We start from the raw sequence: 16,727 nt of genomic DNA, 5'->3' as shown, positions 1-16,727 counted from the left end.
GGTTTAACCACCAAACTGAATTCTATGCAACTGAGCATATGCCCCATCTTTTTCTAGTAGGCTAGTGTGATTACCGTGTTCTATGATTTCACCTTCATCAACAACCAGAATTTCATCTGCACTTTCAATAGTTGATAAGCGATGAGCAATAACGAGTACAGTCTTGTTTTTTTGCAGTTCATCTAGCGCAGACTGAATAGCTTTCTCAGATTCAGTATCTAGTGCTGATGTTGCTTCATCCAAGATCAGAACAGGCGCATCTCTTAACAATGCTCTCGCAATTGCGATTCTTTGACGCTGTCCCCCTGAAAGGCTAGCACCATTTTCGCCAATTACCGTGTCAAGACCATGTTCCATATTTTCAATAAAATCCATGGCATAAGCCAAGTGCGCTGCTTGTTCAATCTGTTCACGGCTATAATCTTGCGTTGCTGCATAAGCTATATTATTCGCGATGGTATCGTTGAATAGATGCACATTTTGGGATACCAAAGCAAAATGAGTACGTAGATTAGTCAATTTGTAATCTCGAATGTCATGACCATCAAGTTCAATACATCCAGAATCTACATCATAAAAGCGTGTAAATAGATTTGCTATGGTACTTTTTCCTGATCCAGACCGACCAACAAGTGCCACCGTTTTTCCTTGAGGTACGTCAAAACTAACCTTACGCAGAGCTGGCGCATCTTTCCCATTATAAGTAAACGTAACCTCTTTTACCGCTAACTCACCATGAGCTTTATCAATCTCATACGTCCCTTTGTCTTGCTCGGTTTCTAGATCCATTAGCTCAAATAAAGTCTGACTCGCTGCCATACCACGCTGAAAATCTGACGTTACATTTGTTAATGCTTTAAGAGGTCTCATCAGAGCAAACATCGCAGAAAATACGACCGTAAACGTACCTGGTGTCAATTGCTCTTTGATTGAATCTACGCTGGCCAAAAATAGCACCACAACCAAAGCGATAGAGGCAATAATCTGAATGACTGGGTTGGCAATCGCTTGAGCGGCAACCAGCTTCATTGACTGCTGGCGCATCTGGTTACTGACAACATCGAACCGCTCGCGCTCCACGTCTTGACCGCCATAGCTCAATACAACCTTATGCCCCTTGAGCATTTGCTCTGCTGAAGCAGTTACATGACCCATAGTGTCTTGCATATTTTTGGATATTTTACGAAAACGTTTTGAGACAACACTGATGCCCCATGCGACAATCGGAGCGACAATAAAAAGGACTAGAGACAACTGCCAACTATACCAAAACATTAATACAAGAAAGCCTATTATACTCGCTCCCTCTCGAACAATACTCACCAAAGCACGACTCGTAGCACCAGCGACCTGCTCAGAATCATAAGTAATTCGAGACAGTAATCCCCCTGTAGATTCTTTATCAAAATAGGAGACAGGCATATGCATAAACTGGCTAAAAATCCGGCGACGCATCAGCATAACGACATTGCCCGACACCCAGCTCAGACAATAGGAAGAAACAAAACCACTCGCGCCTCTTAAAAGCATCATACCAAACACGATGAAAGGTAGGACCCGAAGGAAATTTGACTCTGCATCACCAAAGCCTTCATCGAGAAGAGGCTTCAATAGCGAAACCATATAGGTATCAGCTGCAGCATTAATAATCAGAGCAACAACGGCAACTGAAAGGCCAGCTTTGTATAGGCGAATATAAGTCCAAAGGCGTTTAAAGGTTTGCCATGTTGTTTCATCTTGATTTGGAGACATAGAAGAGCTTATCTTAAAATAATATGCTCACTATTCTACTCCGTTACGTAGCATCTGCCTATACCAAGACTGCCCTTTCCCTTTTCTTAATGGCTCGACTTGCCAATTCGAGTCATAATAGCTGATAGTAATTTGCCCATAGCTTCCCGTATCTAACCAAGCTACACCCGATTTTTTGTATCTTTCAACGACGGTTTGGGCTGGTAGCTGCCATTTTCCAATTTTGGCTGTAGATGCTATTGCGAAATCTGGACCAACCACTTTTATAAACTGAATACTTGATGACGTCCGACTACCATGATGAGGCACAATGAGCACATCGCTACGCAATAACTTGGGTTGCCTGACCAATATCCACTCTACAACAGCGTCGATATCACCAGTTAACAGTATGGCTCGTTTACTGTTTGATTGAGTTACTCTAACAACGCAAGAATGTGGGTTATAAGCTCTGGGCACAACATTATTTGGCCATATAAACTCTATCTGCAAAGCTTGCCAAGTCATTTTTCCCCCAGCCAGACACGCCTTACCACCCATTAACTTCTGACTACTTATTACATGTTCAGGGTTCCAATACTCGATGATAGAGGCCATACCACCAGCATGATCCTTATCTGAGTGCGATAAAATCAGGCTCTGTATTTTGCGTACACCGTGATAGTGAAGAAAAGGCGTAATGACTTGCTCTGCAATACTGCTTTCCTGCCAAGCAATACCTGTATCATAAACAATGGCTTCTCTACCTTGTTTAATCACTATGGCCAATCCATGACCAACATCAAGCACAAAGACCTGCCATATTGGCTTGACCCTCCACTCGATTAAAACAGCTAATAAACATAGAAGCGAAAGGCTGTTCCCACACTTATTCAGATAGGGAGCGATCAAAAATAGTGAAAGAAGAAAGCATAACAAAATCACTTGTTCATTGGATAAAGCAAGCCAAGTTTCTTCAGCAAAACTCAAAGCATATAACGCAGGCTGAATTGACAAATCTACCCAATCCCAAAGGAAAGTGACGTTAGCACCAATATCCAACATAAGTGCTGTGAGAGATATTGGCACCACAAGAAAGCTGAACCATGTTACAAATACAAGGTTGTAAATAAAGCTACTCAAACTAACACCGTGAAAAAACAAGGCTATCACTGGCATCATTCCTACAAGCAAAGCAACCTGAAGTGTCACCGCTTTCTTCCAATAGGATAAATGAGTACTTTTTTGCGTTGAAAAAATCAAAATCACTGCAACCGCCCACATGGTAAGCCACAAACTCATCGACGCCGTTGAAAAAGGGTCCCCAAATAGTAAGACGCATAGAATGAGTAACCATTGATAACTAGGAGGCACTCGATTTGAAGACATTGTCAATATGCATACCAAACAGCAAGCAATAACTGCCCTTTGCGTAGGAATGGAAAACCCTGCCAGCCATGCGTAACACACACTAGACATAATAGCGATAATCATCGGAGTATTTCTCCAACGATAGAAGAGCCGAAAGACCATTTTTCCTACAAGCCAACCAATAGAAAAAACAATCCCGACGTGCAGTCCAGATATCGCAATTAAGTGACTGAGTCCACTGGCTTTGAGTTGACCTTGAATCTTTATGGATAGTTCATCCCTTATACCAAAGGTCAAAGCAAGTATTATTCCTTTACTCACCAGCGTATCTACCGATTTCTTTACTTGATTGAGCCATGAAAAACGCACAGATTCTCTACTTCGAATCCAATAGCTGTGACCTGCAACTATGCTACCTCGACCAACAATACGTTGCTGCAAAGCAAACTTTTCAGCATCGAAGCCGACATCGTTCAGGTATCCCGTAATGGGCTTTAGTTTAATTTTTGCTCGGATCTTGTCATTCGGAACAAGTTTTATTAGTGACACCAACCTTATGCTTGGTCTAAAAGAAATTGGAATAGCATTTCCATTAATAGCGGTCACAGTAACTTTGCCTTGAAAACCATGACTTATTTGCTTAAAAAGGCTGTTAACCTTCGCATTTATGGTAATATTTGGTCCGTCTTGGAAAAGTACTTCTTGCTGATGGCGTAAAAAGTTGCTGTGTATTATGAGTATCAGTAAAGCAATGAGTAATCCAACACACCATCTTAGCAATTTTAACCTTATACTGAGTATCAGGATCAATACGCAGGGAAACACCCATGGCCATGATGGCACAGTCCACCAAAACTGGGCGGTTGAGATAAGGAAACAAAACGAAATGAGTGTCCAGTAATTAAAAAAGAGAGTCATATTTCCCTATGCCAAGAAAACTCATAAAACGTTTTATGCCTGACCATGAGGTCATAAAGCGCCAGAAAGCACTGAAAATTTTTGGTAATGTGCTTTACAACCCTAACCTCTGGTGCCTAAATCGTCGTTCTGCTTCAGGGGCATTTGCCGTTGGTTTGTTTATGGCTTTCGTACCCTTACCAAGCCAAATGATTATGTCGGCAGGTTTAGCGATTGTATGTGGTGTCAACCTTCCCTTGTCTGTCGCTCTAGTTTGGGTAAGCAACCCTATAACCATGCCCGTGCTGTTTTACTTTGCTTATAAAGTCGGCGCCTTGGTAATGCATACCCCTCCCCAGCCTTTTCATTTCGAGTTATCGTGGGACTTTATCATGCAGCAGATGAGCACCATTGGTCCTCCCTTCATACTCGGCTGTATGATTTGTGGTATTGTCTCAGCCATTGCTGGGTACTTCGGTATCAAGGCACTTTGGCGCTATTCTGTTGTAAGAAGCTGGCAGCAAAGAAAAATTAGATTAGGTAGGTTACTAAAGAAAGGAAAGCGCAAAAATTAGGCTTGCGACGAGTTTTTAGATTTGGTGAAACTTACATGTCATACAAAGATTAAAGGGCCCAAGTGGCCCTTTAATCTTTGTGCTTTTATTTAGAACTTAGGACTAAAGCTGGGTTCAGTTTAGATGCACGAGAAGCCGGATACCAAGTCGCAAGTAAACTTAAGATAATCGCCGTTCCTGACACAAGCGCTATGTCTGTCCAGACAATTTGGGAGGGAAGAAAATCAACAAAGTATATATCCCCAGAAAGAAATTGATGGCCAAGCGCTTTTTCCAGAAGCTTGATAAGGTAAGTCAAATTAGCTGCGACTAAAACACCGAATACGCTACCGACAACACTACCTAGGACACCAGAAAAAACGCCTTGCCAAATGAAAATCCGCTTAACCAAACCATCTGTCGCTCCCATAGTCCTTAATATCGCAATTTCTCCAGCACGATCCTTCACCGCCATCATTAGCGTCGATACTATGTTAAAGCTGGCAACACCTATTACGAGAACCATGACTAAATACATTATCGTCCGGACAAGTTGAATGTCTCGATACAAGAAACCATATTCTTGTTGCCAGCTGCGCAGATAAACATAAACATTTAGAGTATTACCTGCTTCACGAACAATTTGCGTCGCATTGAGCACATCAAAAACTTTCAAGGACACGCCAGTAACAGCATCTGTAAGCTGAGCGTATTTCTGAGCATCTTTTAGAGGCACTATTGCAAGGTTATGGTCAATCTGCCCATTGAGTTTGAGCAAGCCAGCGACCTTCACTCGAACTCGCTTCGGCGCTTGTACTCGAGTGGTTGAACCCGCTGTAGGAATCATAAGAGTAAGATAATCACCTTCTGACACTCCTAAGTACTCAGCCACTCCTTGCCCAAGAATCACCTGTTGTTTGCCCGGCATAAAATTCTGCCACGCCTTGCCACCCACATAGCGGCTGATACTAGACACTTTAGATTCTAACTCTGCGTCGACTCCACGAACTTCCAGCGCCTTAACCTTATTGCCTTTTTCAGCTAACGCCGTAATAGTTACATAGGGAGCCGCCGCTTCAATTTTGGGGTGCTTTTCAGCTTGCTCCATCACTGACTGCCAATCGGAGATAGGCCCTCTCACTCCTTCAAACTCACCATGAGCAATCACGGATAGAACGCGATCCTTTAGCTCTCGTTCAAAGCCATTCATTGCTGACAGTCCTATGATGATAACTGCGACGCCAACTGTGATACCGATAGTGGACGACAAAGAAATGAACGACACCATTTTATTTCGCTGCTTGGCACGGCTAAAACGGCTACCAATTAATAGTGATAATGAAGAAAACACACTAGACTCCCTCCACATCAAGCAGCAAACCATCTTGCATGTGTAACTGCTTATCCATTTTTGCGGCTAACTCGCCATCATGAGTTACCACCAGATATGCCGTTCCTGATTCTTGGTTTAACTCGCGCATTAGATCGTAAATAGATAGCGCCGTTTGGTAATCGAGATTGCCCGTTGGTTCGTCAGCAAGCACTAAAGAGGGATTGTTAACAAGCGCACGAGCTATCGCAACACGTTGGCGCTCTCCCCCAGAAAGCTCGGAAGGCCGATGGTCCAAACGGTGACTTAATCCAACTTTATCAAGTAAAGCTTTAGCGGTCTGTTTGGCTTTAGTTGATTTTTCTCCGCCAATCAAAAGCGGCATGGCGACATTTTCTAACGCGCTAAAATCGGCCAAAAGATGGTGAAATTGATAAACAAAGCCAAGGTGCTGATTACGAAGCCTAGCTTGCTTATTCGAATTTAAAGACGCGATATTCTGCCCAAGAATACTCACCTCTCCTTCGGTTGCATCATCAAGCGTCCCCAGAATATGCAGCAAGGTACTTTTACCAGACCCTGATGAGCCAATGATCGAAGCCAGTTCACCTTTTTGTAACTCAAAGCTAACCCCTTTGAGGACTTGAGTGTCAATCGAACCTTCTCGATATGTTTTACAAATATTATGACATTGAAGGAGGTTATTCATATCTCAAAGCCTCAGCAGGTTTAATAGAAGATGCACGATAAGAAGGGAAAAGCGTCGCCAATAAACTCAGAGCAATGGCCATTACGATCACAGTTCCGATTTGGAAAGGATTGACTAATACAGGCAGTTGACCTCCAACGGAAAGCAAAGCAACACCAGCACTGTCGAGTATAGAGTTGAGATTAGTGGCCAACAAAACACCCAGTCCACCACCAATGATTGATCCAAGAACACCACTGCTCGCCCCTTGAACCATGAAAACGCCTATCAGCTGAGCCTTTGTCATACCTTGAGTCTTCAATATTGCTACTTCTGCTTGCTTTTCCATTACCACCATAATAAGGGCAGATATAATATTAAACGCTGCAACGCCAATAATAAGGCCAAGCATCAAACCCATCATATTTTTTTCCATCCGAACCGCTTGGAACAACTCACCACGTTGGTCTCGCCAATCTTGCCATTGCCAACCGTCTGGCAGCACTTTACTTCCAAGATCGCTAACGACAAAGGGGTCGTCAAAGAATAATCGCCAACCTGTGATTGTGTTTTTGGGTAGTCGAAGCAGACGAACTGCATCATCTATATGAGTCACTATTAGCTGGGAGTCGACGTCAGAGCCTGTATTATAAATACCAGCCACGGTGAAGATTCGTTGACTTGGAATGCGCCCAAGTGGAGTAAACTGACTAGCGCTTGTGACCATAAGACGCACTTTGTCGCCAACCGAAGCTTTCAACCCTCTCGCCAAGCTTTGGCCAATCAAAACTTGGTATTGCCCCGACTGCAAAGAGGTGAGTCTGCCAGCAACCAAGAAAGATTCTATCGGATCATGGTCGTTCGGTTTTACGCCGATCAACAAACCCGCAGATAGTGTATTAGCACTTTGAATAACCGCTTCTCCTTGAACAATAGGTTCTGGTGAAGATGAGCTCGGCAGCTGCTCAAGAAAGTCAGGGGGGGAAGTGTTCGGTGTTTTTCCGTCAGCGTAAGAAACTATCGCCTGGGGCAAAACACCCAAGATACGGCCCTTCAATTGCGCTTCGAAACCATTCATTACCGAAAGTACCGTCACCAGAGACATTACACCTATGGTAATGCCAGCTGTCGACATATAAGACACAAAACGGCTGAACCTATCACCCGAACGTCCTCGTAAATAACGAAGACCTATAAAGGCAGATACAGGATGGAACATAGTTATAACCAAAAACGTTTGATAGCTGTTACTGTAACGATTTATCGCTCTAGGTTGTAGTCCTTATTCGCTAAAATGGCGTCAAATAATGCGCGAAACAATGAGATATCTTGATTAGTTGCTGCTTATGGCGATAATCAAGACATAGCTTTAAGGAATTTGCGTATGTCTGAGCAAGAATATTTTACCGTACATCATAAAATGTCCGTTAACGTCGAACCTTTACCTGACACTGAGGTTTTACCAAGTTATGAGCAGTTCGAACGCGAAATTCCTGCCCCTTTTCTCGTCGCTAGTGAGTTCAGTCATCTCGATATTTTAAACGATCATGCTCGCGCTGAAATGAAGAGCATTGATTTCAAATACGTGATTGATTTACTTGATGCGCAAAACTCTAAGCTTAATTTGCTCTTGACCTTTATGCTTTCTCAGCAAGACAACGAGCAGTATCGTTATCAGACCTTGTCTTTTGGTGCCAGCAAATTCTGCTACAGCGCCGATTCTGCCCTATCTGTGGGAACAAAGGTCAGGGCAAAGATGTTTATTGAGCACCCTGCAACCGCCGTTTACTGTTATGGACACGTTGAAAGTAACGACAAAGATGGTGATGATTTCCTAATCACGATAAAATATGATTTACTGCGTGACCAAGACGAAGATCTTTTGATAAAAGCAGCACTCTATCAGCAACAGAAATTACTCCGTCAGCGCTCAAGAGATCGCGACAAAAAATAATCTAACTATGCCTATTACATCACTTTTCAATCTGGCCAGTTCATCTGGAGCCGGAGACAAAAAACAGGTCGGTAATTTGCAAGGGGCTAGCCTAGCACTTGCGGTTGCTGAACTCGCTAATCAGCATGATAGCCATACCTTATTGGCTGTTGCTGACCCACAAACTGCCCTTAAGCTGTTACAAGAAGTCGAGCAATTTTCCGATCAAGAAGTGTCACTGTTTCCAGATTGGGAAACTCTTCCTTACGATAGTTTCTCACCTCATCAGGAAATAATCTCTGATCGCATTGCCCGTTTATATCGCCTTCCCAGCCAGAATACGGGTATCACTATTGTGCCAATCAGCACATTATTGCAAAGACAGTCTCCTCGAGACTTCTTAATGCAGCATACCTTGATGGTAAAAGTCGGCGACCGCTATTCTCTAGAAAAACTGCGTATTCAGCTTGAGAAATCCGGCTATCGTCATGTAGACCAAGTGTTCGGCCCCGGAGAATACGCAAGCAGGGGCTCGATTCTCGACCTTTTCCCAATGGGTTCTAATGATCCATTTCGGATTGATTTTTTTGATGACGAAATCGATACAATCCGCACTTTTGATCCTGAAAATCAGCGCTCGATTGAAGATGTTAAAGACATCTGTTTGCTCCCAGCTCATGAGTTTCCTACCTCAGAAGGCGCGATTGAAGATTTTCGCATCCGCTGGCGCCAGCGCTTTGAAACCAGAAGAGAGCCAGAATCTGTTTATGTCCAAGTCTCTAAAGGGATCTGGCCTGCTGGAATAGAGTACTGGCAGCCTCTATTTTTCGAGCACACCGAAACCTTATTTGACTATATCGCTGATGACAGTCAACTGATCACCGTCGGCGATTTAGAAGGCGCGATCGATCATTTCCTGTCGGATACAGAATATCGATATGAGCAGCGTAAAATCGATCCGTTACGCCCCCTACTTCCGCCTTCAGAGCTGTGGCTTAAGAAAGATGAGTTGTTTAGTCACTTTAAGACCTTGCCTCAGATGCATTTATCGACCGATGCCATCGTAGAAAAGCAGGGCCGGGTAAATCCAGCCATCCAAGCTTTACCTGCACTTGCAGCACAGCACCAAAACAAAGAGCCTTTAGCCGCACTGCGTCAGTTCAGTGAATCTTTTGCTGGCAAGGTCGTGTTCTCTGTCGAATCCGAAGGTCGCAGGGAAGCTTTATTGGAGCTTTTACAACCAATCAAACTCCGCCCTGTTGAGTTTGATAGCTTTTCTGCGGCGATACAGGCTGACAGTAAGTTCGCGTTAGTCCTTGGCGCTGCAGAACATGGGTTTCTGTTTGGCGATCAACAACTGGCGCTGATATGCGAAAGTGACTTATTAGGCGATAGAGTGATTCAACGTCGCCGAAAAGATCGTAAAACCACCAACAGCGATGCTGTTATTCGTAACCTTGCAGAGCTCAAATCAGGTCAGCCCGTTGTCCATATCGATCATGGAATTGGGCGTTATATCGGTTTGCAAACGCTTGAAGCTGGTGGCTTAAAAACCGAATACGTCACCCTAGAATATCAAAACGAGGCAAAACTCTATGTACCAGTAGCGTCTCTGAATCTGATCAGTCGCTATTCTGGAGGCGCTGAAGAATCAGCACCTTTACACAAATTGGGCGGAGAAGCTTGGGCTAAAGCTCGGCGCCGCGCCGCTGAAAAAGTACGTGATGTTGCCGCAGAGCTGCTCGATGTCTATGCTAAACGTGAGCTAAAGCCAGGGTATAAATTTGCGCTCGATCGCGACCAATACGCCACGTTTAAGGCAGGTTTCCCGTTTGAAGAGACCGACGATCAGTCCATGGCGATCAACGCCGTGATGTCAGACATGTGCCAAGCCAAAGCAATGGATCGCCTTGTATGTGGTGATGTCGGCTTTGGTAAAACAGAAGTAGCCATGCGGGCCGCGTTTGTCGCCACAGACAACGGAAAGCAGGTGGCAGTTTTAGTCCCGACTACACTGCTTGCCCAGCAGCATTTTGAAAACTTTAGAGATCGTTTTGCCAACCTACCGATTCGGGTTGAAGTGCTCTCTCGTTTTAAAACCGCCAAAGAACAAAAGCAAGTCCTTCAAGATATTGAAGCAGGTAAAGTGGACTTAGTGGTCGGAACCCACAAGCTTTTATCCGATGATATTAAGTTTAAAGATCTCGGTCTTCTAATTGTTGATGAAGAACATCGCTTTGGTGTTCGTCAAAAAGAGAAAATGAAGGCAATGCGAGCAGATGTCGACATACTGACCCTCACCGCAACGCCAATTCCTCGAACGCTGAACATGGCCATGAGTGGCATGCGTGATTTGTCTATCATAGCCACGCCTCCAGCCAGACGCTTAGCGATCAAAACTTTTGTTCGTCAACACGACACGGCTGTTGTGAGAGAGGCAGTTCTGCGCGAAATTATGCGCGGCGGCCAAGTTTACTTTTTGCATAATCAAGTCGAAACCATCGAAAAAGTAGCAGCCGATCTAGAAAAGTTGATTCCAGAAGCGCGAGTCACTGTCGCACATGGTCAAATGCGCGAGCGCGAGCTTGAGCGGATCATGAATGATTTCTACCACCAGCGCTTTAACCTCTTGGTGTGCACCACCATTATTGAAACCGGTATCGATGTCCAAACAGCCAATACCATCATAATGGACAGAGCCGATAACCTCGGGCTGGCTCAATTACATCAATTGCGCGGCCGAGTTGGTCGTTCACACCATCAGGCTTATGCCTACTTACTCACCCCCCATCCAAAAGCCATGACCAAAGATGCGATCAAACGCTTAGATGCCATCGCATCACTGGAAGACCTCGGGGCAGGCTTTACGCTAGCGACACACGACTTAGAAATCCGTGGCGCTGGTGAATTGCTTGGTGATGAACAAAGTGGTCAAATCCAGTCTGTTGGCTTTACCCTTTACATGGAAATGCTTGAGCAAGCGGTTGAAGCGCTTAAAGAGGGTAAAGAACCTTCTCTGGATGAACTATTGCGAGAGCAAACAGAAGTCGAGATGCGCCTCCCTGCGCTGCTTCCTGACGACTACATCCCAGATGTTAATACACGCCTGTCAATGTACAAACAGATAGCAAATGTCTCTGCACCCGCAGAGTTGGAAGATCTCAAAATTGAGTTAATTGACCGCTTTGGTCTTTTACCTGACGCAACCAAAAACTTACTCTCAGTGTCTGAAATCAAACTTGAGGCAGGCAGCCTGAAAGTGAAGAAAGTTGAAGCCCATGACAAAGGTGGATTCATTGAGTTCTATCCGGATGCTGACATTAATCCGACCTATTTAGTTAAACTATTGCAATCACAACCACAAAAATTCGCAATGGAAGGCCCAACTAAGTTTAAGTTTACGGTACCATTAGTGGACAGACGTAAGCGGATTCAATTTGTCGGTGATATGTTGGGAGAATTCCGCCATAACCTTCTACCACAAGCCTGATAAGATCAGGCTTAATTAATTCAAGGTGATCGCACCTTATTTTGGAGTTGCAATGAAAAAGCTGATCCCACTACTACTTCTCGTTGTTGCTATGCCTTCATGGGCTCAGCGTCAATTTGATATAGAAGTGATCATTTTTAAACGCGCCTTAAATCCGGAGCAAACTGCCGAGTCATGGCCAGATACTCTTCCTGAGCTATCGATGGATAATGTCGGCTATTTGAATGACACCAATTATCGTAGTCGAAAAGGGGTCACTCGTTTGCCCGCTTCCTCATACAAACTGACTCCTCAAGTGAAGAAGTTAAGAAATCATGCAGGCTTTGAGGTTCTCACCCATATGGCTTGGCGCCAAGGAGATGGTAATCGCTACCGTGCACCTACTTTCCGTATTAAGGCAGGGAGAGACTTCTCTGGACAATTTAATCCCGATGGCAGCCCTAAAGGTGCAAACACAGGGACCGAAGTCATTGATGGCGTTACAGAGGAGAATATTTCTCGGCCTTTGTATGAGCTTGACGGCAAGTTACAAATCTACGTTGAACACTATCTCTATGCAGATGTTCAGCTTGATCTTAAACAGGCTACTACCCGTGAAGTGAAACTGGAAGACAACCCACTGGTGTTTACTGAAATCAGTAACGTAGAAGGCGATGACACAGTGCAAGCGGGTATGATGGAAAACATCACACCAAGGGTTCATACAGAGCAGTTTCTTAAAAGCTACCGCATGGATCAAAAAAGACGTATGCGCAGCACTGAAACTCACTTTTTGGATCATCCATTACTTGGGATCATCATTCAAGTAAGACGCGTACCTGAATAATTGTTGTAAACTTAACATGCTGTTTGTTCACCTAAAAGGGCGTTATGAAACCAGACTATCAGATTATTACCGCCAGATTGGTTTTAAAATTGATGCCTCAAGAGGATGACGAGCAGCTCACTCAGTGTGTACTCTCCTCGCCCGGTTTACACCGATGGATAGACTGGTGCCATCCGACTTTTTCATTCGATGATGCAGAAAAGTTTATCCTTGCCACCCGTCTAAACTGGGTAAAATCCGAAGCCTATGGGTTTGGTCTTTACACGCGTAAAGATAATACCTTTATCGGCATGGTGGCGGTCAATGAGCTTTACCACACTTTCAATATGGCCAGCATAGGCTATTGGCTCGGTGACAATTATCAAAAGCAAGGTTACGCCAAGGAAGCGGTAGACGCATTGGTTGAGTTTTGCTTTTCAATTCTCAAGGTCACTCGAATCGAAATCGTATGTGACCCAGATAATGTGCCAAGTCAAAAGCTTGCTGAGTCATGCGGGGCTGGTTTTGAAGTCAGTGCACCCAATCGATATATCTACAACGGCATACCCAAACAAGGCTTGGTTTACGCTATCCTTCCACCAAAGTCTTAAGTTCTAGTAATTCCATTTGATGTCCTTCAGATACTGAAGGTATTACCATTAATTACTCATAAAATATGATTCAAATTAAGCTCACAACAAGGGTAAAAGATATAACTAATATTAATGGAGCAAACATCGAAATTTTAATAAAATATAAAACGCTAAAGAAGACATACTCTTTTTAGCTCGTCGATAGCGGGGCTCTCTCTTTGTGGGAAGTTTAATTGGTACTTATTTTCCTTGCTTGCAAAAAAGTACTAAGTTTTCGAGAAGCCTCTTCAAAACTTAGACTCCTCGCTTGAGAAACTTTCCGCTCCCACTTAGGATTAGTAGGAATAGAAAAACCGTGGGTTTTAGCGTGCTTAACAAACACAGTAAATTGGTCTGCGTTTTCTATTATATGAATAGTGCTATAACCTGCCATTCCTTCAGGCATAAATACAGTAATCGGATAATTAGCGGCTGTATCGGTAGCTGGACTGCCTGAATCAGCATTATGATGAACTACTGGATTTCCATTTTTCCCAACCGTTGCCAAGTTTAGCTTATCGATCATCTTGGCTATTCTTGGTGTTGCATTACCAATTGCTTGGCCAAAGCTACCTTTAGTTTCATCTTCTTTGGCAAAAAAGTGCCCAGGAGTAAATTCTTCTTTTTCTTTCTCTCTAAACCTCTTTTTATAGGTTTTAGACACATCGCTATAATGCACACGCTTAACCGGTAGATTGTCCTCTTTAGCCAAATCAAGGTGCTCAGTTTTAGGAGCAATAAACATTAGATCGTAGTCTGCGGTTAGTGGCTGGTTAGTTTTTGGGTCAGCAAGAACTTTAAGAGGCTTTCCATTGTGTGAGATCTCAAATTTATCCCCTTTCTTCTCAGCCTTATATTCAAGTCCGGCAGAAGTGATTTTAAGAATATCACCTTTATCCTGTACTTTTTCTACCGCAATAGTTTTATTACTCTCCAACCAATCTAGACGGGCCTGAGACAAGCTTAAGTTAACCGCTACTGCATCGCCTTGGGTTAAGCAGCTTTGTACGCTTGCATTGTATTTTTCGACTTGCTTTTGAAGCTTTGGCTTATCATTTTGAAGTGTGGTATGGAGCTTACTAAAGTTTTGGTCTACACAGATAAAGCCAGCTTGGGGCCCATGGTTAGAAGACTTTCCTTTTATGGCAAAACCTTTCGTTGGGTACCCCTCCTCTATTAGCCCAGTTGACATTCTATCCACAGGACGAAAAGAGATGATCTGCTGGGTCTCGTAAGCAACTTGTTGTAGTGGCAATAGATGGGTTTTAACTATGCCAGACTTCTTGGCTATGTTGTCAATTAACTGATTAGAAGTTAGCGGTTTATCCTCTCCCAGTTCACTAAAGCCTTGTGCTTTTAGCAAAGATTTAGATGGATCTTTTTCTGGTTTTTTCGGGGGCGGAGTTAATGAAGACTCCTTATTCTTATTCACTACTGCCCTAACATGCAACGACTTTGCGTCACTGGAACCATCCAACGAAACCGACCTTGAAACCGACCTTGTCTGACCTAATCGACTTATATGGGATATGGATGCTGGAAACTTTGGCATTAACTACACCTCTGTTTTTGGAATAAACCCTATGATTTGATAGATATAAATTAGCAATCTATCAATAATTAAAAAACAGAAAAAAAATGAAATCGATTGAACGGAGATTTTGACTAGAAACCGTAACAATAGCGTACCAACAACGAAAAGTAGTTGTCCCAATAAGAACAATAGATTACATATAAATCACTCTCGTAAGGGCACTTTATCTGTAACAAAATAATTTCGCTTCATCTCGTGACTGTGGATAAGAATAGCTAGCCGAGAAACAAATCTAAAAAAAGATAAAGAATAGAGAACGTCTAAGAAAGTAGACTAAGGCGCGTGTCCGATTCGAAGAGCTAATTCAGGACACACTGAAAGGACTTATGTGACCCAGATAAGTGTCGGGTCAAAAGCTCTTCGAGTCATTAGCGAGTTAATCGTTTAGTTTGCCGAATGCTGCTTTGAATGACGTCCTAATATATAGGCTAGTGCTTTATCAGCATCGACCAGCCCTAATCCTGTATTGGATGAGCCTAAATCAGAAGCACGAGTGCTTATCTTAAGTGCCTTAGTTACCTTGCTGGCTGCATTGGGCATTTGTTGAGGATGGCGTTCTCGATAAGCCTGCCATAATAAAGCGCTTATCGCCGCGAGTTGCGGCGCTGCAAAAGAGCTACCTGATTCAAAATTGCCTGTCGACCAAGTATAAACCGCATCAGCGGGTGTGCTGAGACTTGTTGATACAGCCAAAGGGTTATCGCCCGGAACCGTTGCACTTAATGCGATTTGATGAGAAAAAGTGTCTAGATTAATGGCCAGCAACAAGTGATCGTTATAGGCGTTAATACTGGGCAAAAATGCTTTAACTAAGGCCAAATCATAGGAAAATAAATTTCCAGTCGCCCCCAAACCAAGACTTTGCCTTAATGATGTGACATTCGACTCTAAGTCTGTGCCTGTATTACCCAGAGATTTGGTGACGATTGTGCGACTGAGAATATTACTTAACTGCTGCGAAAACAGTGGATCTAACTCGTTATCTCGCGCAAGAAAGGCACGACTCATATTGATAATGTTGATATCCGTTCTACTTTCGAGATAAGCCATAGCTTGATGGTAGGTATTGGACTCCGCACTTATCGGGATAATGGTGGCCTGAGGTGCAATAGCAAGAATAACATCAATCACCGAGTTGCCATGATTAAGCTGCACCGGATCGCCAAAATTTTGTATGGCTTGTATATTGGCATTTGGATAGTGCTCAGCTTGCTTGGCAAGCAATTCAGGATCAAATAAATCAAACACAGCTATTTTGATATTTGACCCTTTATATTCGTTAGTAAGCGTATCATAATTTAAATCAAAGCTCGGATGTACACTGAGTACAAGCTGATTGATCGTATCCCTGAGATGATTGATGGTAGACTTAGCCTGGTCGAATTCAACTTGATTGATTTTCTGATATTCTTCTGATTGAAATGATAATAACAATGTCGCCAAATCTAAGAAGTCAGTTATTTTCTGCCCCCAACAATGCATGTTAAGTTCATTAAAAACATAATTAGCATTTATATTGTGATAGTCGATATTATTATAGTCTTGTAATAATAAAGAGACCTCTTCTTCCCATGTCCAAAAGGTAATACGCTTTAATGTATCTAACGCTGCTTGATTCTCAGCTTGATTACTTGAAGATGGATATTGAGCTCTGAGGGATCCCCTCATAAATCCGCCAGTGCATAGCCATCTTTTAAGAGCT

General features: G+C 43.3%; 12 protein-coding genes. 5 read left to right on the top strand and 7 right to left on the bottom strand.

From position 1 onward, the window contains the following. Positions 1-3 precede the first annotated feature (3 nt). On the bottom strand, positions 4-1,752 hold the full coding sequence (gene msbA, locus AAFM34_RS11470) for a lipid A ABC transporter ATP-binding protein/permease MsbA (protein WP_341662950.1): 1,749 nt from the start codon (positions 1,750-1,752) through the stop codon (positions 4-6). Positions 1,753-1,782: 30 nt separating this feature from the next. Continuing rightward, entirely contained in the window at positions 1,783-3,882 is a 2,100-nt protein-coding gene (locus AAFM34_RS11465) for a DNA internalization-related competence protein ComEC/Rec2 (RefSeq protein ID WP_341662948.1), read from the bottom strand. A gap of 146 nt (positions 3,883-4,028) precedes the next feature. Between AAFM34_RS11465 and AAFM34_RS11460 the strand changes: the two genes are divergently transcribed. Further along, positions 4,029-4,574, top strand: coding sequence for a DUF2062 domain-containing protein (locus tag AAFM34_RS11460; RefSeq protein WP_341662946.1), 546 nt, complete (start codon positions 4,029-4,031; stop codon positions 4,572-4,574). A gap of 85 nt (positions 4,575-4,659) precedes the next feature. Here the strand turns inward: AAFM34_RS11460 and lolE are convergent, their stop codons facing one another. From lolE to lolC, 3 genes are read right to left on the bottom strand one after another with little or no spacing between them, the layout of a single operon-like run. After that, complete coding sequence (gene lolE, locus AAFM34_RS11455) at positions 4,660-5,904, bottom strand: lipoprotein-releasing ABC transporter permease subunit LolE (RefSeq protein ID WP_341662945.1); 1,245 nt, start codon at positions 5,902-5,904, stop codon at positions 4,660-4,662. Position 5,905: 1 nt separating this feature from the next. Beyond that, entirely contained in the window at positions 5,906-6,592 is a 687-nt protein-coding gene (gene lolD, locus AAFM34_RS11450) for a lipoprotein-releasing ABC transporter ATP-binding protein LolD (RefSeq protein ID WP_341662943.1), read from the bottom strand. After that, positions 6,585-7,790 (bottom strand): lipoprotein-releasing ABC transporter permease subunit LolC, encoded by a 1,206-nt coding sequence (gene lolC / locus AAFM34_RS11445; RefSeq protein ID WP_341662941.1) that lies wholly within the window; start codon positions 7,788-7,790, stop codon positions 6,585-6,587. The genes lolD and lolC overlap by 8 nt, the downstream gene beginning before the upstream one ends. A 165-nt stretch (positions 7,791-7,955) precedes the next feature. Between lolC and AAFM34_RS11440 the strand changes: the two genes are divergently transcribed. Genes AAFM34_RS11440 through AAFM34_RS11425 form a run of 4 tightly spaced genes read left to right on the top strand, consistent with a single transcriptional unit; the run spans position 7,956 to position 13,410 of the window. Further along, the gene (locus tag AAFM34_RS11440; RefSeq protein ID WP_341662939.1) at positions 7,956-8,525 is read left to right on the top strand and encodes a PilZ domain-containing protein; all 570 of its coding nucleotides are present in this window, start codon (positions 7,956-7,958) and stop codon (positions 8,523-8,525) included. 7 nt (positions 8,526-8,532) lie between these two features. Continuing rightward, entirely contained in the window at positions 8,533-11,994 is a 3,462-nt protein-coding gene (gene mfd, locus AAFM34_RS11435) for a transcription-repair coupling factor (RefSeq protein WP_341662937.1), read from the top strand. 52 nt (positions 11,995-12,046) lie between these two features. Further along, a complete protein-coding gene (locus AAFM34_RS11430; protein WP_341662935.1) occupies positions 12,047-12,820 on the top strand; it encodes a peptidoglycan binding protein CsiV in 774 nt (257 codons plus the stop codon). Between the two features lie 44 nt (positions 12,821-12,864). Further along, on the top strand, positions 12,865-13,410 hold the full coding sequence (locus AAFM34_RS11425) for a GNAT family N-acetyltransferase (protein ID WP_341662933.1): 546 nt from the start codon (positions 12,865-12,867) through the stop codon (positions 13,408-13,410). A 211-nt stretch (positions 13,411-13,621) separates the two neighbouring features. Here AAFM34_RS11425 and AAFM34_RS11420 read toward each other — a convergent pair whose 3' ends face one another. Continuing rightward, entirely contained in the window at positions 13,622-14,983 is a 1,362-nt protein-coding gene (locus tag AAFM34_RS11420; RefSeq protein ID WP_341662931.1) for an anthrax toxin-like adenylyl cyclase domain-containing protein, read from the bottom strand. Between the two features lie 426 nt (positions 14,984-15,409). Continuing rightward, positions 15,410-16,727: S8 family serine peptidase (locus AAFM34_RS11415; RefSeq protein ID WP_341662929.1), on the bottom strand; the 1,318-nt coding region annotated here is incomplete at its 5' end.

This window comes from Vibrio sp. (assembly GCF_038138445.1).
Taxonomy (GTDB): Bacteria; Pseudomonadota; Gammaproteobacteria; order Enterobacterales; family Vibrionaceae; genus Vibrio.
The sequence above is the reverse complement of the archived record's forward strand: the minus strand, read 5'-3'. Positions and strand labels throughout refer to the sequence as shown.

What these genes read in the sequence shown, in the direction of transcription:
- msbA (WP_341662950.1), bottom strand. Translation starts at nt 1,752, where the DNA reads ATGTCTCCAAATCAAGATGAAACAACATGGCAAACCTTTAAACGCCTT.
- AAFM34_RS11460 (WP_341662946.1), top strand. Translation starts at nt 4,029, where the DNA reads ATGCCAAGAAAACTCATAAAACGTTTTATGCCTGACCATGAGGTCATA.
- lolD (WP_341662943.1), bottom strand. Translation starts at nt 6,592, where the DNA reads ATGAATAACCTCCTTCAATGTCATAATATTTGTAAAACATATCGAGAA.
- lolC (WP_341662941.1), bottom strand. Translation starts at nt 7,790, where the DNA reads ATGTTCCATCCTGTATCTGCCTTTATAGGTCTTCGTTATTTACGAGGA.
- mfd (WP_341662937.1), top strand. Translation starts at nt 8,533, where the DNA reads ATGCCTATTACATCACTTTTCAATCTGGCCAGTTCATCTGGAGCCGGA.
- AAFM34_RS11440 (WP_341662939.1), top strand. Translation starts at nt 7,956, where the DNA reads ATGTCTGAGCAAGAATATTTTACCGTACATCATAAAATGTCCGTTAAC.
- AAFM34_RS11425 (WP_341662933.1), top strand. Translation starts at nt 12,865, where the DNA reads ATGAAACCAGACTATCAGATTATTACCGCCAGATTGGTTTTAAAATTG.
- AAFM34_RS11430 (WP_341662935.1), top strand. Translation starts at nt 12,047, where the DNA reads ATGAAAAAGCTGATCCCACTACTACTTCTCGTTGTTGCTATGCCTTCA.
- AAFM34_RS11420 (WP_341662931.1), bottom strand. Translation starts at nt 14,983, where the DNA reads ATGCCAAAGTTTCCAGCATCCATATCCCATATAAGTCGATTAGGTCAG.